20 protein-coding genes are annotated in these 19,577 nt (G+C 66.2%); 4 read left to right on the top strand and 16 right to left on the bottom strand.

Translation table 11 applies throughout. The features are described from left to right. Nucleotides 1-37 precede the first annotated feature (37 nt). A complete protein-coding gene (locus HDG33_RS12220) occupies nt 38-376 on the bottom strand; it encodes a P-II family nitrogen regulator (protein WP_013088261.1) in 339 nt (112 codons plus the stop codon). Nucleotides 377-765: 389 nt separating this feature from the next. On the opposite strand from HDG33_RS12220, the gene HDG33_RS12215 reads away from it, so the two are divergent. After that, the gene (locus HDG33_RS12215) at nt 766-1,020 is read left to right on the top strand and encodes an accessory factor UbiK family protein (protein ID WP_026228952.1); all 255 of its coding nucleotides are present in this window, start codon (nt 766-768) and stop codon (nt 1,018-1,020) included. A 120-nt stretch (nt 1,021-1,140) separates the two neighbouring features. Beyond that, nucleotides 1,141-2,751, top strand: a complete 1,611-nt coding sequence (locus HDG33_RS12210) for a YifB family Mg chelatase-like AAA ATPase (protein ID WP_184026543.1) — start codon at nt 1,141-1,143, stop codon at nt 2,749-2,751. 332 nt (nt 2,752-3,083) lie between these two features. Here the strand turns inward: HDG33_RS12210 and HDG33_RS12205 are convergent, their stop codons facing one another. Then, the gene (locus HDG33_RS12205) at nt 3,084-3,767 is read right to left on the bottom strand and encodes a hypothetical protein (RefSeq protein ID WP_184026540.1); all 684 of its coding nucleotides are present in this window, start codon (nt 3,765-3,767) and stop codon (nt 3,084-3,086) included. Nucleotides 3,768-3,970: 203 nt separating this feature from the next. Between HDG33_RS12205 and HDG33_RS12200 the strand changes: the two genes are divergently transcribed. Further along, the gene (locus tag HDG33_RS12200) at nt 3,971-4,507 is read left to right on the top strand and encodes a TlpA disulfide reductase family protein (protein WP_184026536.1); all 537 of its coding nucleotides are present in this window, start codon (nt 3,971-3,973) and stop codon (nt 4,505-4,507) included. A 59-nt stretch (nt 4,508-4,566) separates the two neighbouring features. On the opposite strand, the gene HDG33_RS12195 is transcribed toward HDG33_RS12200, so the two are convergent. The 7 genes from HDG33_RS12195 to HDG33_RS12165 form a co-directional block, all read right to left on the bottom strand. Continuing rightward, nucleotides 4,567-5,916 (bottom strand): sigma-54 dependent transcriptional regulator, encoded by a 1,350-nt coding sequence (locus HDG33_RS12195; RefSeq protein ID WP_018419283.1) that lies wholly within the window; start codon nt 5,914-5,916, stop codon nt 4,567-4,569. A gap of 31 nt (nt 5,917-5,947) precedes the next feature. Continuing rightward, nucleotides 5,948-8,014, bottom strand: coding sequence for an ATP-binding protein (locus HDG33_RS12190; RefSeq protein WP_184026533.1), 2,067 nt, complete (start codon nt 8,012-8,014; stop codon nt 5,948-5,950). 45 nt (nt 8,015-8,059) lie between these two features. Beyond that, nucleotides 8,060-9,340, bottom strand: coding sequence for a dicarboxylate/amino acid:cation symporter (locus HDG33_RS12185; protein ID WP_184026530.1), 1,281 nt, complete (start codon nt 9,338-9,340; stop codon nt 8,060-8,062). A 376-nt stretch (nt 9,341-9,716) separates the two neighbouring features. Beyond that, the gene (ugpQ, locus tag HDG33_RS12180; RefSeq protein ID WP_184026527.1) at nt 9,717-10,469 is read right to left on the bottom strand and encodes a glycerophosphodiester phosphodiesterase; all 753 of its coding nucleotides are present in this window, start codon (nt 10,467-10,469) and stop codon (nt 9,717-9,719) included. A gap of 111 nt (nt 10,470-10,580) precedes the next feature. Continuing rightward, the gene (gene lipA, locus HDG33_RS12175) at nt 10,581-11,588 is read right to left on the bottom strand and encodes a lipoyl synthase (RefSeq protein ID WP_018419279.1); all 1,008 of its coding nucleotides are present in this window, start codon (nt 11,586-11,588) and stop codon (nt 10,581-10,583) included. A 13-nt stretch (nt 11,589-11,601) separates the two neighbouring features. Further along, complete coding sequence (lipB, locus tag HDG33_RS12170) at nt 11,602-12,327, bottom strand: lipoyl(octanoyl) transferase LipB (RefSeq protein ID WP_090802840.1); 726 nt, start codon at nt 12,325-12,327, stop codon at nt 11,602-11,604. A 119-nt stretch (nt 12,328-12,446) separates the two neighbouring features. Beyond that, a complete protein-coding gene (locus tag HDG33_RS12165) occupies nt 12,447-12,773 on the bottom strand; it encodes a DUF2917 domain-containing protein (RefSeq protein WP_184002639.1) in 327 nt (108 codons plus the stop codon). 98 nt (nt 12,774-12,871) lie between these two features. Between HDG33_RS12165 and HDG33_RS12160 the strand changes: the two genes are divergently transcribed. Continuing rightward, nucleotides 12,872-13,855, top strand: coding sequence for a transcriptional regulator GcvA (locus tag HDG33_RS12160; RefSeq protein WP_184026524.1), 984 nt, complete (start codon nt 12,872-12,874; stop codon nt 13,853-13,855). A gap of 19 nt (nt 13,856-13,874) precedes the next feature. On the opposite strand, the gene HDG33_RS12155 is transcribed toward HDG33_RS12160, so the two are convergent. The 7 genes from HDG33_RS12155 to HDG33_RS12125 form a co-directional block, all read right to left on the bottom strand. Beyond that, on the bottom strand, nt 13,875-14,144 hold the full coding sequence (locus HDG33_RS12155) for a DUF493 family protein (protein ID WP_129960330.1): 270 nt from the start codon (nt 14,142-14,144) through the stop codon (nt 13,875-13,877). After that, nucleotides 14,116-15,075: a D-amino acid aminotransferase gene (locus HDG33_RS12150; protein WP_184026519.1), complete on the bottom strand. Its 960-nt coding sequence runs from the start codon at nt 15,073-15,075 to the stop codon at nt 14,116-14,118. The genes HDG33_RS12155 and HDG33_RS12150 overlap by 29 nt, the downstream gene beginning before the upstream one ends. A 13-nt stretch (nt 15,076-15,088) precedes the next feature. After that, complete coding sequence (locus HDG33_RS12145; protein WP_184026516.1) at nt 15,089-16,318, bottom strand: D-alanyl-D-alanine carboxypeptidase family protein; 1,230 nt, start codon at nt 16,316-16,318, stop codon at nt 15,089-15,091. A gap of 321 nt (nt 16,319-16,639) precedes the next feature. Then, complete coding sequence (locus HDG33_RS12140) at nt 16,640-17,284, bottom strand: alpha/beta hydrolase (protein ID WP_090802833.1); 645 nt, start codon at nt 17,282-17,284, stop codon at nt 16,640-16,642. A 26-nt stretch (nt 17,285-17,310) separates the two neighbouring features. Further along, nucleotides 17,311-17,634 (bottom strand): ferredoxin, encoded by a 324-nt coding sequence (locus HDG33_RS12135; protein WP_090802831.1) that lies wholly within the window; start codon nt 17,632-17,634, stop codon nt 17,311-17,313. A gap of 104 nt (nt 17,635-17,738) precedes the next feature. Continuing rightward, nucleotides 17,739-18,896 (bottom strand): VanZ family protein, encoded by a 1,158-nt coding sequence (locus HDG33_RS12130; RefSeq protein ID WP_184026513.1) that lies wholly within the window; start codon nt 18,894-18,896, stop codon nt 17,739-17,741. Between the two features lie 31 nt (nt 18,897-18,927). Further along, nucleotides 18,928-19,554, bottom strand: coding sequence for an ABC-type transport auxiliary lipoprotein family protein (locus tag HDG33_RS12125; RefSeq protein WP_184026510.1), 627 nt, complete (start codon nt 19,552-19,554; stop codon nt 18,928-18,930). Nucleotides 19,555-19,577: the final 23 nt, after the last annotated feature.

The following is a 19,577-nucleotide window of genomic DNA, read 5'->3' as shown; positions in this document are numbered from 1 at the left end:
CCTCTTGTCGCTATCCGTGTCGCTATGTTCTGGTCTTTTACAGTGCGTCCGCGCCGGTCTCGCCGGTGCGGATTCGAACCACCTGCTCGATCGGCGTGACGAAGATCTTGCCGTCGCCGATCTTGCCGGTACGCGCGGCGCGCTCGAGCGCCTCGATCGCCTGATCGACGATGTCGTCCGATACCGCCGCTTCGATCTTCACCTTCGGCAGAAAGTCGACGACGTATTCGGCGCCCCGATACAGCTCGGTGTGGCCCTTCTGCCGTCCGAAGCCTTTGACTTCAGTCACCGTGATGCCCGACACGCCGATCGCCGACAGGGCTTCGCGCGCTTCATCCAGCTTGAACGGCTTGATGATTGCGGTAATGAGTTTCATGAAATCCTCGCTAGTTATTGCTGATCCGTTGTGCCCCGTAGCGTACCCGTGACGGCGGTCTCCTGCGCTACCGGGAAAAGCGCCCTGGCAGTGCGCGCGCGGGGCAGTAACAGCAACTCCTATGCCATGTTGTGTCGGAGCGCGCCTCGCGCGCGTGGCGCAGCGCGCCCGAGCGGCCTTGTCCGAACGGCCAGCGGCGCGGCGGGCGGTGGCGCGGCGGGGGGATCGTTGCTAGAGTGTTCGAACGTTCTGAACGCGAGGGCGCGCACCAAACACGCTCACGCGGCCGCAGCAACCAATACGTCGCGCGCACCAGGATCGCCCGTTCGCCGTAACGGGGCACGGGCGCAATGAAACATGCACATTTTTTGTGCACCAAGGGGAACACGATGAAACAACCGAACGACGTTTTTAACGACTTCCAGGCCCGCGTCAGCGATCTGTTCAAGAATTCGCCGGCCAAGGATGTCGAACGCAACGTCAAGGCAATGCTGTCGCAGGGCTTCTCGAAGCTCGATCTGGTCACGCGCGAGGAATTCGATACGCAGACCCAGGTGCTCGTGCGTACGCGCGCGCGCCTCGAAGAACTCGAACGCCGCGTCGCCGAGCTCGAACAGAAATTGCCGCTCACGCAGACGCCGTAAGCGCTGCTCGCAGCCTTCGCGCTGCGCAGTGCCGCACATCACAGGCAAGCGGGCCGTGACGTCATCAGCGTTTTAGGGGATTTGCGCGCGATGTGAGCGCGCCGTCCGACGGGAGAGAATATGTCGCTTGCCGTGGTGCGCAGCCGCGCGCCGGCCGCTGGCCGTGCGCCCGAAGTGACCGTCGAGGTTCACCTCGCCAATGGACTGCCGTCCTTTTCGATCGTCGGCCTGCCCGACCTGGAAGTGCGCGAGAGCCGTGAACGCGTGCGCGCGGCGCTGCAGAACTGCGGTTTCGATTTTCCAGTCCGCCGCATCACCGTCAACCTCGCGCCGGCCGATCTACCGAAAGAATCCGGTCGTTTCGATCTGCCGATCGCGCTCGGCATCCTCGCCGCAAGCGGGCAGATTCCCGCCGAATCGCTGCTCCATCGCGAGTTTGCCGGCGAGCTGTCGCTGACCGGCGCGCTGCGGCCGATGCGCGGCGCGTTCGCGATGGCCTGCGGCACCGCGCGCGGCGCTCTGGCGAACGCCGGCAACGCCGACGCTTCATCTGAAGCGCGTTCTGCGGTGCCCGCCCTCCTCGATCAACTAGCCGCACCGGCCTTCCATACCCCACAGCTTTACCTGCCGGCCGCGAGCGCGGCGGAAGCGGCGCTCGTGCCCGGCGTCGACGTGTTCGGCGCCGCCGATCTGCCGTCGCTATGCGCGCATCTCGCAGGCTCGCCGGACGCGCGTCTTAGTCCGGTCGCCGCGCCCGAGCACAATGAGCACGCCGCCGCCCCGGCGCCGGACATGGCCGACGTGATTGGTCAGCGCGCCGCTCGGCGCGCCCTCGAAGTCGCGGCGGCCGGCGGCCATCACGTGCTGCTGATCGGACCGCCCGGCGCCGGCAAGTCGATGCTCGCGGCACGCCTGCCCAGTTTGCTGCCGCCCATGACCGACGACGAAGCGCTCGCCTCCGCCGCGCTACTGTCCGCGAGCCGCATCGGCTTCAAGCCGTCGCAGTGGCGCCAGCGGCCATTTCGCGCGCCGCACCATTCGTCGAGCGCGGCGGCGCTGGTCGGCGGACGCAATCCGCCGCAGCCTGGCGAGATCACGCTCGCGCATCTGGGCGTGCTCTTTCTGGACGAGCTTCCCGAATTCGATCGCGTGGTGCTCGAAACGCTGCGCGAGCCGCTCGAAGCTGGCCGCATCACGATCTCGCGCGCCGCCTGGCAAGCGGATTTCCCCGCCGCCTGCCAACTGATCGCCGCAATGAACCCGTGCCCGTGCGGCTGGCGCGGCGATCCGGGCGGGCGCTGCCGCTGTACGCCTGAAGTTGCGGCGCGCTATTTGCGTAAATTGTCGGGACCGCTGCTCGACCGCATCGACATCCAGCTCGAAATTCCAGCACTGACCGCCACCGAACTCGCGGCACGCGCCGCCACCACCGGCGAAGCAAGCGTGGCGATCGCACAGCGCGTGAGCGCTGCGCGCGAGCGGCAACTGGCCCGGCAAGGCAAGACCAACCGCGAGCTGGACGGACGCGAAGTCGACGATGTATGCCGCCCGGACGCAGCGGGCGAGGCGCTGCTGCGCGAAGCCGGCGAGCGCTTTGGCTGGTCGGCGCGGGCGTACTACCGGGTGTTGAAGGTCGCGCGCACCGTCGCGGACCTGGCTGGCGCGGCGATGCCGAGCGCCGCGCAGGTCGCCGAGGCAATCCAATACCGCCGCGCTTTTGGCTCGTTATGAGGAGAAAAAACGACTGTCAAGACTTGACTTATTCACACACGCGCGATCCTGTTAGATTTTGATACAACTCAAAAGCGCGCAGACCAGCATCTCGCCAATCCATTGATTTTATTGTATTTTTTTAAATTCCCTACGCCTGTGGATTTTGCCGGAAGGCCCGCCTGATGGGCTTTTGCGGCCATTGAGGCCGACTTCTCAACAGAGTTATCCACAGGCTGTGCGCGTAACTCAAAAATCTCAACGTAAACCGGCAATTAGCGTACAAACCTGCGAAGGAACTTTCACTGCGTTCGGCACTCTGAGGTGCGCCCGAGCGGCCAAAAATACCGCATTTAGTACAGCTGGAACGACGAAAAAAACTGGTCGACCTGGTCTTGCGGCAGCGGTTGATCGGCGATGATCGCCGCCTGGTACACGTGCCGGCCGCGCGCGACGAGCCGCGCATACACCGTGCGCGTCTCGTGTTTGGCGCCCGCCGCGCCGCTCACCGTCATTTCCAGCCCCGGTATCTTGCCGCCCGCCGCCAGCGGGATTTGCGCTGGGTGAGCATCGGGCGTCGCGCCGACATTGCGCGCCAGTCCCGCGCGCAGGAAATCGAGTGCGGCACGCTGGGTCGCGTCGCTGTCGTCGGGCAGCATCACGGTGCCGACCGCAAAGACCGCATTGCCCGCTTCGGCGGTCTGCATTGCCATCTGCATCGGTGTGCCGCCGATCTGCACCGCGCGCTGATCGTTGCCCGGCTTGGCTGGGAAGTCGACCGTGTAGCCCTTGTCGTTGTTCATCACGGTGCGCCAGTCGAAGGTCGGTGAGCAGGCGCTGAGCGCGACGCCGAGCGCCAACGCGGCCGTCGCCGCGCCGATCACGGTTCGAGCGTGACCGGATCGCGTGAATGCGCGGAGAAATAGGCCCGCCGGTTGGAAGACGCCCGCACGGCGGGCGGACAATCGGCTGATCAACGGAAAACGGCAAGAAACGCGGGCAACTAAAGAGCAGACGCGAAGAACGGTTCGGAGCATGGGACGGAAGATCGGGCTTCTCGGAGCGTAAAGCGCCATTATCCGCTGATCGACTGCCGGGCCGACCCGGAGCGCAGCCGTCCCGCCATTTCGGCGCAGCCGAACCCATTGGAGCTAGAATAGAAGAGTTGTTCAGTACCGGCCCGCGGGCCACCACACCGCCCCATTGTTCCGCGCCGCGCGCGACTCACGAGGTTCCGTCCATGAGTTCCAATTCACCGACCGCCGTCCGGCGCACGAACCCGCTTCGCTATCTGATTGCGGTGGCCGTGGCCATTGCGCTCGCCGTCGCCGGTTACTTCGCGTTTGCCGGCCAGCAGCGCGTACCCGATGCGACCTTCACGCTGCTATCGGGACAGAAGCTCACGACCGCGGACCTCAAAGGCAAGGTTTATCTGGTCAACTTCTGGGCAACGAGTTGCGACACCTGCATGAAGGAAATGCCGCAGATGGTCGAGACCTATAACCGCTTCAAGGGCCAGGGCCTCGAATTCGTCGCGGTGGCAATGAACTACGACGCGCCGATGTACGTGACCAATTACACGCAAACGCGCCAGCTGCCGTTCAAGGTCGCGATGGACGACGGCTCGGCCGCCAAGCGGTTCGGCAACGTGCAGCTCACGCCGACCACCTTCGTCGTCGATAAAGACGGCAAGATCCTGAAGCGCTATGTCGGCGAGCCGCAGTTCGCGGAACTCGACCAGTTGCTCGCGAAAGCGCTGAAGGCTGGCGCGGCTTAAGCCGGCGCAAGCAGATCCCCACACGCCGGCGCAACCTCCCGCCGCCGGCGTCCGCCTCCTCACCGCTCCCCTTCCCCTTTGGCCGCAAGGCCATATCGCTTGATCTTCTCGTAGAGCGTCGCCTTGCCGAGCTGCAGCCGGTCCGCCGCGACCGCGACCACGCCGCCCGCCTGCTCCAACGCCTCGGCGATCATCGCGCGCTCGAACTGCTCGACACGCTCCTTCAGCGGATGGGTGGCCCCGCCGTCTTCGCCGAACGACAGCACCGGTTCGTCGGCGATGCCGAGCACGAAGCGGTCGGCGGCATTACGCAGTTCGCGCACGTTGCCCGGCCAGTCTCGCTGCATCAGACTCGCTCGTTGGCGATCGGTGAGCATCGGCGCCGGCCGCTGATAACGGACGGCAGCATCCAGCAGGAAATGCTCGAACAGCGGCACGATGTCCTCGCGACGCTCGCTCAAAGGCGGCAGCGCGATCGTCACCACGTTGAGCCGGTACAGCAGATCGCGCCGGAACGAGCCATCCGCGACGTGCTCGGCCATGTCGCCTTTTGCAGCCGCGACCACGCGGCAATTGACGCGAATCGGCTGATTCGAGCCGAGCCGTTCCAGCACGCCGTCCTGCAGCACGCGCAGCAGCTTGACCTGCAGCGCGAGCGGCATGCTCTCGATCTCGTCGAGAAACAGTGTGCCGCCCGACGCATGTTCGAGCTTGCCGATCCGCCGTTTGGCCGCGCCGGTGAACGCGCCCGGCTCGTAGCCGAACATCTCCGATTCGAACATCGGCTCGGGCAGCGCGCCGCAGTTCACTGCGATGAACGGCTTGTCACGCCGCGGCGACAACTCGTGCAGGCTGCGCGCGATCAGCTCCTTGCCCGCGCCGGTATCACCGTTGATCAGGACGGACGCATCGGTCGGCGCAACGTTGGCGATCAGCCGCCGCACCTGCTCGATCGCCGGACTGCGGCCGATGATGCGCGGCGCGACCGCGTTCTGCCCGGCCAGCTCACGGCGCAGCGCGAGGTTTTCGAGCACGAGCTTGCGGCGCTCCAGCGCGCGCCGCACGGTTTCGATCAGCCGCTCGGACGCGAACGGCTTTTCGATGAAGTCGTAGGCGCCGTCGCGCATCGCCTGCACGGCCATCGAGATATCGCCGTGGCCGGTGACCAGAATCACCGGCACGTCGGGCGCGCGCTCGTGGCACTGCGCGAGCAGGTCGAGACCGCTCGCGCCGGGCAGCCGGATATCGCTGACGATCACGCCGGAGAAGTCCGCGCTGATCAGCTTCGCCGCGGCCTCGACCGACGCATGGCCGACCACGTCGAAGCCCGCCAGTTGCAGGCTCTGCACGCTCGCGCGGCGCACCAGTTCGTCGTCTTCGATGTACAGCACTTGCAGGCCGTCGTTCATTGCGTGTTCCGGGTGATGCGTCGGGGTGAAATCAGGAGCCCGCGGTCAGCGAATCGTGCGAGGGGCTGGTCTGCACACGCGCGCGACGCAGCGTCAACACGAATGATGCGCCACCGTGCGGCGCGTTGCGCGCGACAAGCGAGCCGCCGCAATCGCGCGCGATCGACGATGAAATCGCGAGGCCAAGGCCGAGCCCCTGGCCCATTTCCTTCGTCGTGAAAAACGGCTCGAACAGGTGCGGCAACACGTCGTCGGGAATGCCGGGGCCGTTGTCGCCGACCGCGATCGACAGGTTCGCGGCGCCGGCCTCCACCTCGACCGTGATATGCGGCGGGTTCATGCCGGCGGTTGCGTCGAGCGCGTTGCCGAGCAGGTTGATCAGCACCTGTTCGAGCCGCAGATCGTCGCAATTCGCGACCAGCTCCGGATGATCGTCGGCGAGATTCAGCGGCGTGCGCGCGCCGGCTGCCGCAGCGGCGGCGTCGGTGTCGGTGTCGGCCGCGGCATCGATCAGCACGAACTCGAGTTCGACGCCCTGCAGGCGCTTTTGCAGCAACGCGACGACGTTGCGCAGGGCCCGCACGATCGACGCGCGCGCGCTGCGCGGCCGCGCGCGGCCGACGAACAGCTTCAGCTGGTTCGTGATCTTGCCCATGCGCTCGGTGAGCGCCGCGATCGCTTCGAGATTCTCGCGCGCCGATGCCTGATCGCCGCGTTCGAGCAGCACGCGCGTGTTATCGGAAAAACTGCGCAGCGCGGCGAGCGGCTGGTTCAGCTCGTGCGTGATGCCGGCCGCCATCTGACCGAGCGCGGCCAGCTTGCTCGCCTGGATCAGTTCGTCTTGCGCGGCGCGCAGTTCCTGCTCGGCGCGTGTACGCTCGGCGACTTCCTTGTGCAACTGCTCGTTCGCCTCGGACAGATCGGCGGTGCGCTCGGCGACGCGCTGGTTCAGCTCGGCATAGGCCTTCTGCAGCAGCGCGCGGCTGCGCATCATTTCGCGCACGCGCGCGCGCCGCATGCGCCAGTAGAACGCGAGCAGCACCAGCGACACATAGCCGAAGCCGGTGACGATGGTCGCCTTGCGCGCGTCGGCATCGACCGGATCGACCGGCGACATCGTGATCAGATGCCAGTCCGGCTCGCCCATGGCGTGACGCGACGCGAGGAAGCGCGGCGCGGAGCGCCCGCCGCCGATGCGCAGGATCTGCGCATTGCCTTCGAGCATGCGCTCGACCGTCACCGGTAGCGGCTCGATCGGCTGCTGCGCGTACTGGCGAGCCTGGTAGATCGAATTGGCGATCTGGCCGGGCAGCGGCCGAATCGTGTGGTACTTCCATGCCGGCACCGACGACAGGAAGATCACGCCATGATCGTCGGTGACGACTAGCGGCTCGGACGCGTCCACGCCCTGAAACCATTCGAGATCGAGCTTGACGACCGCCACACCGACGATCTTGCCGTCGCGCCGCACCGGCTGCGAGATGTAGTAGCCGGGCGCCTGCGAAATCGTGCCGATGCCGAAGAAGCGGCCGACGCCGCCTTTCATTGCATCGACGAAATACGGCCGGAACTGATAGCCCGCGCCGACGAAGCTGCCCGGCCCGCGCCAGTTGCTGGCGGCGATGCAGTAGCCGTCGAGCGAAATGATGTAGGTGACCGTCGCGCGCGCATGGCGGTTCAGGTCTTCGAGATAGAGATTCGCGCGCTTGACGTTGGCGGGATTCGGATCGATCAGCACGTCCTGCACGATCGGATGCTCGGCGAGCAGATACGGCAGCGATTCGTAGCGTTCGAGCGTGCTCTTGAGCGCGCTCGCGGTGCGCTCGGCGCGCACGGCGGCGTTGCGCCGCAGCGTGTCGACACCGCTTTTCCACGCAAGGTTGTAGGTAAGCCAGCATGCCGCCGCGAGCCCGGCTGCGAGCGCGAAGAGAATCAGCAGGCGGCGGGTCACGTTGGCAAAGTCCGATCGATGTGCATCGGACATTGTGGCATAGGGCGGCAAGGCGTCGCCGCCAGACGCGTCGCGGGCTGGGCCGCGACTTTTGCCGGCGGTCTCGCCGGCAGACGCCTCGAAAGGTCGCGCGGACGCCGGTTTCATGCTTAAGCGTCCGCGCTGGTCACGACAGGGTTGGCGAGGCGCGACTCAAACGCCGGCCGGCTCTTTGACCGCCACCTCGCCGCGCAGCATCTTGTTCAGCTTGCTGCGATCGAGCTCCTTTTCCCAGGCCGACACGACGACCGTCGCGACGCCGTTGCCGACGATGTTCGTCAGTGCGCGGCACTCGCTCATGAACCGGTCGATGCCAAGGATCAGCACCATGCCCGACAGCGGAATCGTCGGCACCACGGCCAGCGTGGCCGCGAGCGTGATGAAGCCCGCGCCGGTCACGCCGCTCGCACCCTTCGAGGTCAGCATCGTCACCGCGAGCAGCGTCAGCTGCTGGCCCCACGTGAGGTCGGTGTTGGTCGCCTGAGCGATGAACAGCACCGCCATCGTCATGTAGATGTTGGTGCCGTCGAGGTTGAACGAGTAGCCGGTCGGCACCACGAGGCCCACCACCGAGCGCGAGCAGCCGAGATTTTCCAGCTTCAGCATCAGCTGCGGCAGCGCGGCTTCGGACGAGCTCGTGCCGAGCACGATCAGCATCTCTTCCTTGATGTATGCGACGAAACGCAGGATGTTGAAGCCCACCGCCCGCGCGATCGCGCCGAGCACGACCACCACGAACACGATCGAGGTCAGATAGAACGTGCCGACCAGCTTGAGCATCGGCAGCAGCGAGCCGATGCCGTACTTGCCGATCGTGAAGGCCATCGCGCCGAACGCGCCGATCGGCGCGAGCTTCGTGATGATGCGCACCATGCCGAACAGGATGTGCGAGAGCCCTTCGATGAAGTTGGTCACCGGCTTGCCCTTCTCACCGGCCGTCGCGAGCACGGCGCCGAACAGCAGCGCGATCAGCAGGATCTGCAGGATCTCACCCTGCGCGAACGCCGACAACAGCGTGTCCGGAATGATGTGCATGAAGAAGTCGACCGTCGACTGGCCGTGCGCCTTCGCGGCATACGACGCAACCGCGCGGCCGTCGAGCGAGGCCGGATCGACGTTGAAGCCGGCGCCGGGTCGCAGCAGGTGCGTGGCGGCGAGGCCGAGCACCAGCGCGAAGGTCGAGACGATTTCGAAGTACAACAGCGCCTTGCCGCCGACGCGTCCAACCTTCTTCATGTCCTCCATGCCGGCGATGCCCGTCACGACCGTGCAGAAGATGATCGGCCCGATCACCATCTTGATCAGCTTGATGAAGCCATCGCCGAGCGGCTTCATGTCAATGGCGAGGTTCGGGTAGAAATGCCCGAGTACGATGCCGATGATGATCGCCACGATCACCTGGACGTACAGCACTTTATGGATAGGTTTCTTCACGATGGTTCCTGCGAGGGATATGAGCTGATGACCCGCCGCGAGGCGCGACACGCGAACGAAACGTCGTCGCGCGGGCGCACGTTAGCGGACCGCTGCAAAGACGACGAATTCAGAAATACCGGGAGGGGAAATCGGACATTTTGTCTCCTTGCTTTTTTGTCGGGCCGTGGCGGCCACGCGCTTTCTTTTGCAAGGTCGATGCCAGTTTGATTTCAGACTGGAAGCCTTGATTTTTATGGGTTTTCCGGCACAGCTCGGCGCACGCCGTCCGGGTTTCCGGAAATCCGGACGAGCGCTGTCGGGGAATCCGGAATTCGGTGCGCGCGCGTTTGCGGGGAAACCCGCAGGGGTTTGTGCGGAGCTTGCGAGCGCGACGTCACGTCAACAGATCGATCCGGTCCGTGCAGATCATGTCGACGCCCCATTCTTCGAGCAACTGCGCGCGCGCCGGATCGTTCACCGTGTAGGCGAGCACGCGCAGCCCGGCCGCGCGGATCTGCGCGACCAGCGGTTCGCTCAGATAGCGGTGACTCGCGTGCAGCGAGACGCAGTCGAGTTCGCGCACGATCTTCAGCCAGTCCGCCGGCACCCGCTCGAACAGCATGCCGCGCGGCAGCGGCGGCGCGGCATCGCGCGCGGCGGCGAGCGCGTCGAACGAAAACGACGACACCAGCGGCGGCGTCTGCCCTTGCCAAAGCTCGAGCGCGCCCCGGGCGACCAGTGCGCCGGTGATGACTTCGCGGCCCGGACACGGCTTGATCTCGATGTTCGCCGCGATGCCGTCGCGCGCGCAACGCTCGGCCGCGTCGGCCAGCGTCGGCAGCCGCGTGCCGGCGAACTCCGCGCCGCGCCACGCGCCGGCATCCAGAGCGGCGAGTTGCTGCCATGTGTGCGCGGCCGCCGGCCCGTGGCCGTTGGTCGTGCGATCGAGCGTGTCGTCATGCAGCAGGAACAGCGCGTTGTCGGCGGACAGCTTCGCGTCGAATTCGACCATGCGATAGCCGTAGCGCACGCAGGCGTCGAAACCGGTCAAGGTGTTTTCCGGCGCGAGCGTACCGCCGCAGCGGTGCGCGATCAGCCGCGGATAAGGCCATTGTGCGGAGGTCCCGCGATCCATCGGGGTTGCCACGTGTCGTTTCCTTGCTGATAGAAGAGCGGTCTATGAAAAAAGCCCGCACATCGGCGGGCTTTTCGTTTCTGCGGGCGTGAAGCGAGGCAACAGCGGCGAGGCGCGAGCGCGTCAGACCACGCCGGCTCCATGCGCCTGCACGTCGGCGTGATAGCTCGAACGAACCATCGCGCCCACCGCGGCGTGCGTGAAGCCCATCTTGTACGCCTCTTCCTCGTACATCTTGAAGGTGTCCGGATGCACGTAAGCGCGGACCGGCAGATGATGCTCCGACGGCTGCAGGTACTGGCCGATCGTCAGCATGTCGACGTCGTGCTCGCGCAGATCGCGCATCACTTGCAGGATTTCCTCTTCGGTTTCGCCGAGGCCGACCATCAGGCCGGACTTGGTCGCGACGTGCGGATGCAGCGCCTTGAAGTCCTTCAGCAGCTTCAGCGAATGCGCGTAATCCGACCCCGGGCGCGCTTCCTTGTACAGACGCGGCACCGTTTCGAGGTTGTGGTTCATCACGTCGGGCGGCGCCGCATTCAGGATGCCGAGCGCGCGGTCGAGGCGGCCACGGAAGTCCGGCGTCAGGATTTCGATACGCGTTTGCGGCGACAGCTCGCGCGTCTGACGGATACATTCGACGAAGTGCGCCGCGCCACCGTCGCGCAGATCATCACGGTCGACGCTGGTGATCACCACGTACTTCAACTTCAGCGCAGCGATGGTGCGCGCGAGGTTGGCCGGTTCGTCGGCGTCGAGCGGATCGGGACGGCCGTGGCCGACGTCGCAGAACGGGCAGCGGCGCGTGCACTTGTCGCCCATGATCATGAAGGTCGCGGTGCCCTTGCCGAAACATTCGCCGATGTTCGGGCAGCTCGCCTCTTCACACACCGTGTGAAGATTGTGCTCGCGCAGGATCTGCTTGATCTCGTAGAAGCGCGAATTGCCGGTGGCCGCCTTCACGCGGATCCAGTCCGGCTTCTTCAGCTTTTCGATCGGAACGACCTTGATCGGGATGCGCGCGGTCTTGGCTTGCGCTTTCTGCTTCGCGGTGGCGTCGTAGGCGGCGGGGGCCGGCACGCCTTCGGGCGCGGGGGTGGCTGCTGCGGAATTCGCGGTTACGTCAGTCATTCGTTCGATCCAGTCAGGCGGTGAGCGCACCAGCCTGCGGTTGGGCGACGGCCGCGGGATTGCCGTCGAGGTTTGCGGTGAGACTTGCTGCGAGGGTACGGGCCACGTCGTCCCAACCGGCGGCGATGCCGAGCGTCGCCATGTCGACTGTTTCGAGCCCCGCGTAGCCGCATGGATTGATCGCGAGAAACGGCCGCAGGTCCATGTTCACGTTCAGACTCACGCCGTGATAGCTGCAGCCGTTGCGGATTTTCAGGCCAAGCGCCGCGATCTTGGCGCCGGCATGGAGCCCGGCGTCGGGCCCAGGCGCCACGTAGATGCCGGGGGCGCCCGCCTTGCGTTCTCCGGCGAGATTATACGCCGCGAGGGTGTCGATCACGGCCTGCTCGATCCGGGTGACCAGCTCGCGCACCATCAGCTTGCGCCGGCGCAGGTCGAGCAGCAGATAGGCGACCACCTGGCCGGGCCCGTGATACGTGATCTGCCCGCCGCGGTCGACCTTGACGAGCGGAATGTTGCTGTCTGCCGCGAGCAGGTGCGCCGGATCGCCGGCCTGGCCGAGCGTGAAGACGGGCGGATGTTCGACGAGCCAGATTTCGTCGGCGGTGTCGGCGGTGCGGGCGTCGGTGAAGGCGCGCATCGCGTCGAAACTGGCTTCGTAGGGTTCGCGGCCGAGCCAGCGCAGCATGGGCGGCTCGATGGCAGGTAGAGGAGACGGAGAGACCGGGGTGGCGCACATGATTCCGGGAGTTTACCGAAATCTCGGAAACCGCGCCCGCGGCCACCGGGAACCTGCACAGCCGGGGCCGGTACCCTGCCGGCCCCGGCGTCATGCACGGCTTTTGCACCGCGCCACCGTCAAACGGTGCGCCAGCCGCCGCGCACACGCATCATCCAGCGCTCGCCGATGCGAGCGAGCCAGTTCAGCGCGCGCTCATCGCAGCGGGTCGGCACCGAGAACGTAACCTTCGCGAACGTGGCGCCCTCGGCGCTGAGCCAGAGCCGCTCGCCGCGCCGCAGATGCAGCGTCTGCCCGGGCTGCAGCCAGTAGTCCTTCGTGTCGTCGCTGCGCGTGACCCACACTGCGCCGCCATGCACGCGCAACTTCGTGCTGCGCGCGACCTTCAGCGGCAGCGTGTCGCCAGTGCGGATTTCATATGCAATGCTAGAGGAAATTTCTCGCATGAGGCCCTCGCCAAAAATCGTTTCATGACTAGAATCCTAGGTGCAGCAAGGACTTGGGCAAAACGATCAATTTTCACGTCTATGTGAGAAATATTGCGATGGATCTGCGTCAACTCCCCGCCCTGAACGCGATCAAGGCGTTCGAAGCCGCCGCCCGCCACGAAAGCTTTTCGCGCGCCGCCGACGAGTTGTTCGTCACGCACGGCGCGGTCAGCCACCAGATCCGCGCGCTCGAGGCCGAACTCGGCGTATCGCTGTTCGCGCGCGACGGCAAGCGCGTGCGCCTCACCGAAACCGGCCGCCGCTACGCAACGCAGGTGCGCGCCGCGTTGATGGAGCTCGCCGACGCGACTCGCGCGATCCGTGCCGGCGACCGCGAGCGGCGCCTCGTGATATCGATGCTGTCGTCGTTCGCGGCACGCTGGGTGACGCCGCGCATCGGCAGCTTTATCGAGGCAAATCCGCAGTGGGATCTCGAGTTGCTGACCACCAATGCGCTGACGGACTTCGCGCGCGACGACGTCGACGTCGCGATCCGTTTCGGCTTCGGCAAATATCCGGGGCTGCACGCCGAGCTGCTGCTCGACGAGATTTTCTTCCCCGCCTGCTCGCCCAACTTCAACGGCGGCAAGCTGCCGCAAACTCCGGCCGATCTCGCCAAAGTCCCGCTGCTGCGCTCCGACGACGAGCTATGGCGCCCATGGTTCGACGCCGCCGGCCTCACCGACTGGCCGGAGCCGAAGCGCGGCGTGCTGTATCAGGATTCGTCGAATCTGTTGCAGGCGGCCGTCGACGGCCAGGGGATCGCGCTGACGCGCCGCTCGCTCGCGATGCACGAAATCGCGGCGGGCCGGCTCGTGCGGCTCTTTGATGTGGATGGGCCGAGCCCGTGGCAATACTATTTGGTCTGCCTGCCGCAGATGCTGGGGACCGCGCGGGTCAAGGCGTTTCGCGACTGGTTGTTCGACGAGGTGGCGCGCTTCAGGCTGCTGTTCGATCTCGCCTGCGAGGCGGGTCCCGCGGCGAGCGCGCGCCTGGCGGCGCAGGGAGTGACGGCGGACGCGCTGCGCGTCGCGCCGTAAGGTGAAAAACCGCGCGGTGTTACAGCACGACCTTGACCATCGGATGGCCGGTCAGCGCGCGATAGATGTCGTCGAGATGCGCGCGGCTCGTCGCCCGCACGTGGACGGTCAGCCCCGTGTAGGTGCCGCTGCTCGACGGCCGCGTCTCGACGCGCGACGCATCGACCTCGCTATCGAACACGCGCACCACTTCGACGATCGTCGCGGCAAACTCGGGGTGCGATTTGCCCATGATCTTGATCGGGAAATCGCAGGGGAATTCAAACAGTGAGTCGTTCTCGGGATTCATTCTCTACTCCTTCTTCCGCCGCGGCGGCTTCAGCCGCCTTGGCTCGCTGATACGCCGCATACAGCTCCGCAAACACCGCGCCCGGGCGGCCCGCGCCGACCGGCGCGCCATCGAGCCGCGTGACCGGCAGCACTTCCCTAGTCGCCGAGCTGACGATGATTTCATCGGCCGCGCGCACTTCAGCTTCGGTGATGTCGCGCGCTTCGAAGCGGATACCGGATTCGGCCGTCAGCTCCTCGATGAGCCCATAGCGGATCCCTTCGAGAATCCTGTTGCTGCGCGGCGGCGCGGCCAGCACGCCATCCTTCACGATCCACACGTTCGACGACGACCCTTCGGTCAGCAAACCATCGCGGAACTGCAGCGTCTCGAAGGCGTCGTTTTCGGCCGCGTATTGCGCCATCAGCACGTTGCCGAGCAGCGACACCGACTTGATGTCGCAATTGAGCCAGCGACGATCCTCGGCGCTCACGCACGGGACACCGCTTGCGCGCTGCGCGGCGGCGGGCAGGTTCAGCGCGGTGACCATCACGAACACGGTCGGTTTCACGCCGGCCGGAAATGCGTGAGCGCGCTTCGCGACGCCACGCGTGACCTGGATGTATGCGATCGCGTCCTGATCGGCACGCAAGCCGCCGTCCGTTTCGTTGGCCTCGACCACGCGTCCGATCAGCGTGCGCCAGCCAGCGTCGTCGAGCGGATTGGCGATGCCGATCTTGCCGACCGAGCGCGCGAGACGCGCCAGATGCTGCTTCAGACGAAACGCGGTGCGCCGTCCGCTCGCGTGCGCGTACAACGGCGCCACTTCGTAAATGCCGTCGCCGAAAATGAAGCCGCGGTCGAGCACCGGCACGCGCGCTTCGGACAACGGCACCAGGTCGCCGTTCAGATGAACGATCGGGTCCGGCGAAACCTCGGAGACAACGGTCATTGCGACGTAGCCCTTACTTTTTCTTGTTGAACATCAGCATCAGCGAATCCCACACGCGGCCCACCACACCGGCTTGCTGCACGGGCTGCAGCGCGACCACCGGGAATTGCGCGAGCACCTTGCCGTCGGCGACGAGCTTGGCGGTGCCGATCTGCTGGCCGTTGGCGATCGGCGCGACGAGCGGATCGTTGAGTTCGATCTGCGGCTTCGCCTTGTCGGCGGCGCCCTTCGGCAGCGTGATGTACTGGTCGCTCTTCACGCCAACCTGCACGCTGTCCTGCGAACCCTTGTAGACGCGCGGCGTGGCCACGACCTGGTTCGCCTTGTACAGACGCGTCGTGTCGTAGGCGGTGTAGCCGTAGTTCAGCATCTTCAGGCTGTCCTGCACGCGGTCGTGCTCCTTGGTCTCGCCCATCATCACCGAGACGAGACGGCGCGACGCGTCGGTCGTGCCCGGCAGCGGACGCTTCGCGCTCGCGATCAGGCAGTAGCCGGCCCCTTGCGTGTGACCGGTCTTCAGACCGTCGACGGTCGGGTCGATCCACAGCAGACGGTTGCGGTTCGGCTGCTTGATCTTGTTGTACGTGAATTCCTTGACCGAGAAGATGTTGTAGTACTCGGGATAGTCGCGAATCAGGCGGGCCGACAGGATCGCGAGATCGCCCGCGGTCGTGTAGTGCTGCGGGTCGGGCATGCCGTTCACGTCGGCGAAATGCGTGTGCGTCATGCCGAGCTTTTGCGCCTCCTTGTTCATCATGTCGACGAACTGCGCCTCGCTACCGCCCACCAGTTCGGCGAGCGCAATTGCCGCGTCGTTGCCCGACTGCACGATCATGCCGTACACGAGGTCGTGCACGGTCACCGGCTTGAGCGCCTCGATGAACATGCGCGATTCGTCGTTGCGCACGCGCCGCACGGCTTCGCTCGGCTCGATGCTCTGATCCATCGTGATCTTCTTCGTGTCGAGCGCCTCGAACACGAGATACGCGGTCATCAGCTTGGTCAACGACGCCGGCTCGACGCGCTCGTCGGCATTGGCGGACGCCAGCACCTGGTTGCTGGTCGCGTCCACGAGCACCCACGAGCGCGCGTTGACGCCCGGCGGCGGCACCTGCGCGAACGCGGTGCTGGCGACGAGCGTGGCCGGCAGCACGAGGCCGACGGCGATGGCGCGATTGAGCGAAGCGGGAACGAAAGAAGCGAGTGACGGGAATGACGTGCGGCCAGAGGAGGAGAAACGCATAGGGTCGATTCGTGCAGAAAAATTCGTTGCGCGACAGCGCGCGGAGTTGGGGGAGCCGGTCGGCGGGGCATCTGGCCGTAAAACGGCGGGCGCCCGTTGGACTGATGGCGACGCAATCGGTTCGCGAGCGCAGCGCTGCGCACCCGGCCGCGCCCTCCCGCGAAATGATTCCGCGGCGCGCGATTCTGCCGGCTGGGCGGCGCTGTGCCCAAAAAAAGAGCGCCCATTATACGCGCGCTACCTGGTCAGCTTCGCGCGCGTGTCGTCGATTTGCACACGTTTGCGCGCACCTGTCCCCCGCAAAATGAGCGTCGCGCGTTTTCAGCGCCAGGCGTCGACGATGATCCGCTTCAGGATGTGAAGCTTGCGATGCAGAAAGTGCTCGGCGCCCGGAATCACGACGACCGGCAGTTCCTGCGGCCGCGCCCAGTCGAACACGGACTGGACGGGGACGGTCTCGTCGACTTCGCCGTGGATCACGAGTGTGCTTTCGGGCACGGGTGCGACGTCCCAGCGGCTCGCCGCGGTACCGACGAACACGATGCGCTCGATTTCCCGGCCTTCATCGCGCAGCTTCGCCGCGACGTGCGACAGCACCACGGTGCCGAACGAAAAGCCCGCCAATACGAGCGGCAGATCGCCGTAGTCCGGATCTGCGCGCATGTGCTCGAGCACCGCGCGCAGATCGTCGCGCTCGCCGACGCCCGCGTCGTGCTCGCCCTGGGTCTGGCCGACGCCGCGGAAATTCGACCGGTAAGTAACGTAGTTCAGCTGCACGAGCGTGCGCGCGAGGGTCTGCGCGACCTTGTTGTCCATCGTGCCGCCAAACAGCGGATGCGGATGCGCGACGAGCGCGATGCCGCGTGGCGCGGCGCCTTTTTCGCGCACGCCGTCGGGCAGGTCCAGCGCGACCTCGATCTTGCCGACCGGGCCGTCGATCAGATACTTCTTCGTGTTGACGTTCATCGGGATGGATCGTTTTGTGGTTCGCGTTATTGATCGATCTTCAGACGCTCGACGATCTTGCCGTTCGCAAGATGCGATTCGACGATCTCGTCGATGTCGCTCTCGTCGACGTAGGTGTACCAGACCGCCTCGGGATACACGACGAGCGTCGGGCCCAGTTCGCAGCGATCGAGGCAGCCGGCCTTGTTGATGCGCACCTGGCCGGGCCCGGCGAGGCCGAGTTGCTTCACGCGTTGTTTCGCGTATTCCTGCATCGCCTGTGCGTTGCAGTTCGCGCAGCTCGGACGCTCGGCGCCGGGGTCGCGTTGATTCAGACAGAAGAAAACGTGGTGCTTGTAGAAGGAATCCATGATGTTCGGGAGGCGAGCCTGAAAGGAAGTGCAATGGCGGTGCGGACGATTATAGCGACCGGGCTGTGCAGGCGTCGGGGTCTGGCGGCCGGCGCGCAAGCACGTCACGCCCGCCTCGCGCGCCGCTTGAGCCACGCCCGCTCGACCGCGAAAGCGAGCCACACCAGCGCCGCATAGGGCCATATCCATGCGAGCCAGCGCGCGAGCCCGTTGAAATGCAGATAGCGTCCCTGCCGCCAGTCGGCGAGCACGGCGTCGAAATACGGGTTCACCGGCAGCAGATTGACGAACACGAGTGCGACGACCAGCGCGACCCCGGCGAGCGTCGCACGCAACCGCCGCCGCAGCGCCAGCGCGACGAGCGCCGCGACGGTGCCGCACACAAGTCCGATTAGCGCGCCGGGCGTCGCCCAGTCGAACGCGAGGCCCGATTGCGATTGCAGGAACGTCGCGCCGGCCTTCACGCACAAGGTCGCGACGATGAACACGAACAGCAGGCGCGCGCGTGGCGCATGACGGCGCGCCGGCAGCGATGCAAGCGCGAGCGCCGCGAACAGGTTTAGCGCCGTGATCAGCGCTTCCCATGTGTCGTCGTCCAGCCACGCGGCGGCCGCCGCCGGCCATGCGCCGACATGCCACGCGGACGGCGTCCACGCGAGCAGCGCGTCCTGGGTGGCCGGATCGACGCTCAGCCACAGCGCGCGCGGCCAGTTGCCGAGACCGAGCAGACGCGGCGACGGATACATCGTCGCAAACGGCCACGCGGCGACGAGGCACGCGAGCGTCGCATGGCCGCGCTCGAACCACAGCAACCGCAAACGCCTGAGCAGGCCGCGGTCGAGCAGCGCGCCGGTCAACGGCGACATCACCGCCGCGCCGACGAGCGCGCCCAGCGTGTTGGCGGCGAGATCGAGATTGGAGGCGACGCGTATCGGCAGATAGGTCTGCACGGCTTCCATCGTGCCTGACAGCAGACCGCCCAACACGAACGCGAGCGCGACGGCCAGCGTGCCGCGCCAACGCGGGTACACCGCGAGCACCACCAGCGCGCCGAACGGCATATAGCCGAGCACGTTGGTGACGACGTCGAACGCCGTCAGGTACTGCGGCATCGGATCGAACAGATAGGCGAACGGCGTGATGCCGAGCGAGCGCCAGCCCGAGAACGGATACCACGACCCGTAGACGATCAGCGCCGTGTAAAGCAGCAGCGCCTGACGGGCCAGCGTCGACGGGCGGCGCAGCCAGGGGCGTTCGCTCATGCAGCGCTCCGTTGCGTGCGCTGCCCGCCCGTCATTGCGCGGCGACCAGCGCCTGCGAGCCGAGCCACGTGGTGATCTGCGCGACGAGGTCGTCGCTGGCCGCGGCGAGCGCCCGCGCGCCGCCGGCCGCATCCGCCGAATGCGCGGGCGCGTGCGCGACGAAGGTCTGCTGGCCGATCACCTTGCCGCCCTGCATCAGCGTCGCGCGCGCGGTGATCGCGCCGTGGCTGTCCGTCTGGCTGTCGAACACCTGCTCGAACTCGGTCAGATCGACCCGCAGCACCGGCGCGCTCACGCCGTCCGCGCCCGTCAGCACGGTGCCGCGCTCGCTCAGCGCGTTGCGCAGGCGCTGCGTCAGCAGTTGCGACGGCATCATCGTCCAGTGGCTGTTGGCGTAGGCGGCCGTCTGCTGCGCGTCGGCGTAGCTCAGCCGATAAATCAGCCGGTCGGATTCGAGCACGGACGGCGCGCTGACCTCCAGCACCTTGACGGCCGGCAGCCGGCTCGCCGCGGCGGCCTGCGGCGGCGGCCCGAAGTCGTAGCGGACGTCCGACACCACCGCGGACGTGCCCGCGCAGCCCGCCGCCAGCACGCCGAACGCAAGCAGCGCCGCGAGCGCGGCGCGCGAGGACAACAGTCGGTGAATCGAGCGTGACATGGGCATCTTCCTCTGTTCTAGCC

Origin of the sequence: Paraburkholderia sp. Cpub6, from assembly GCF_014201065.1 — a bacterium.
GTDB lineage: Bacteria > Pseudomonadota > Gammaproteobacteria > Burkholderiales > Burkholderiaceae > Paraburkholderia > Paraburkholderia tuberum.
Note: the sequence above shows the minus strand (reverse complement) of the source record. Positions and strands in the feature narration are given on the sequence as shown.

Coding starts and splice junctions, on each gene's coding strand:
- HDG33_RS12220 (WP_013088261.1), bottom strand. CDS start 376: ATGAAACTCATTACCGCAATCATCAAGCCGTTCAAGCTGGATGAAGCG.
- HDG33_RS12215 (WP_026228952.1), top strand. CDS start 766: ATGAAACAACCGAACGACGTTTTTAACGACTTCCAGGCCCGCGTCAGC.
- HDG33_RS12210 (WP_184026543.1), top strand. CDS start 1,141: ATGTCGCTTGCCGTGGTGCGCAGCCGCGCGCCGGCCGCTGGCCGTGCG.
- HDG33_RS12205 (WP_184026540.1), bottom strand. CDS start 3,767: ATGCTCCGAACCGTTCTTCGCGTCTGCTCTTTAGTTGCCCGCGTTTCT.
- HDG33_RS12200 (WP_184026536.1), top strand. CDS start 3,971: ATGAGTTCCAATTCACCGACCGCCGTCCGGCGCACGAACCCGCTTCGC.
- HDG33_RS12195 (WP_018419283.1), bottom strand. CDS start 5,916: ATGAACGACGGCCTGCAAGTGCTGTACATCGAAGACGACGAACTGGTG.
- HDG33_RS12190 (WP_184026533.1), bottom strand. CDS start 8,014: ATGAAACCGGCGTCCGCGCGACCTTTCGAGGCGTCTGCCGGCGAGACC.
- lipA (WP_018419279.1), bottom strand. CDS start 11,588: ATGACTGACGTAACCGCGAATTCCGCAGCAGCCACCCCCGCGCCCGAA.
- lipB (WP_090802840.1), bottom strand. CDS start 12,327: ATGTGCGCCACCCCGGTCTCTCCGTCTCCTCTACCTGCCATCGAGCCG.
- HDG33_RS12165 (WP_184002639.1), bottom strand. CDS start 12,773: ATGCGAGAAATTTCCTCTAGCATTGCATATGAAATCCGCACTGGCGAC.
- HDG33_RS12160 (WP_184026524.1), top strand. CDS start 12,872: ATGGATCTGCGTCAACTCCCCGCCCTGAACGCGATCAAGGCGTTCGAA.
- HDG33_RS12155 (WP_129960330.1), bottom strand. CDS start 14,144: ATGAATCCCGAGAACGACTCACTGTTTGAATTCCCCTGCGATTTCCCG.
- HDG33_RS12150 (WP_184026519.1), bottom strand. CDS start 15,075: ATGACCGTTGTCTCCGAGGTTTCGCCGGACCCGATCGTTCATCTGAAC.
- HDG33_RS12145 (WP_184026516.1), bottom strand. CDS start 16,318: ATGCGTTTCTCCTCCTCTGGCCGCACGTCATTCCCGTCACTCGCTTCT.
- HDG33_RS12140 (WP_090802833.1), bottom strand. CDS start 17,284: ATGAACGTCAACACGAAGAAGTATCTGATCGACGGCCCGGTCGGCAAG.
- HDG33_RS12135 (WP_090802831.1), bottom strand. CDS start 17,634: ATGGATTCCTTCTACAAGCACCACGTTTTCTTCTGTCTGAATCAACGC.
- HDG33_RS12130 (WP_184026513.1), bottom strand. CDS start 18,896: ATGAGCGAACGCCCCTGGCTGCGCCGCCCGTCGACGCTGGCCCGTCAG.
- HDG33_RS12125 (WP_184026510.1), bottom strand. CDS start 19,554: ATGTCACGCTCGATTCACCGACTGTTGTCCTCGCGCGCCGCGCTCGCG.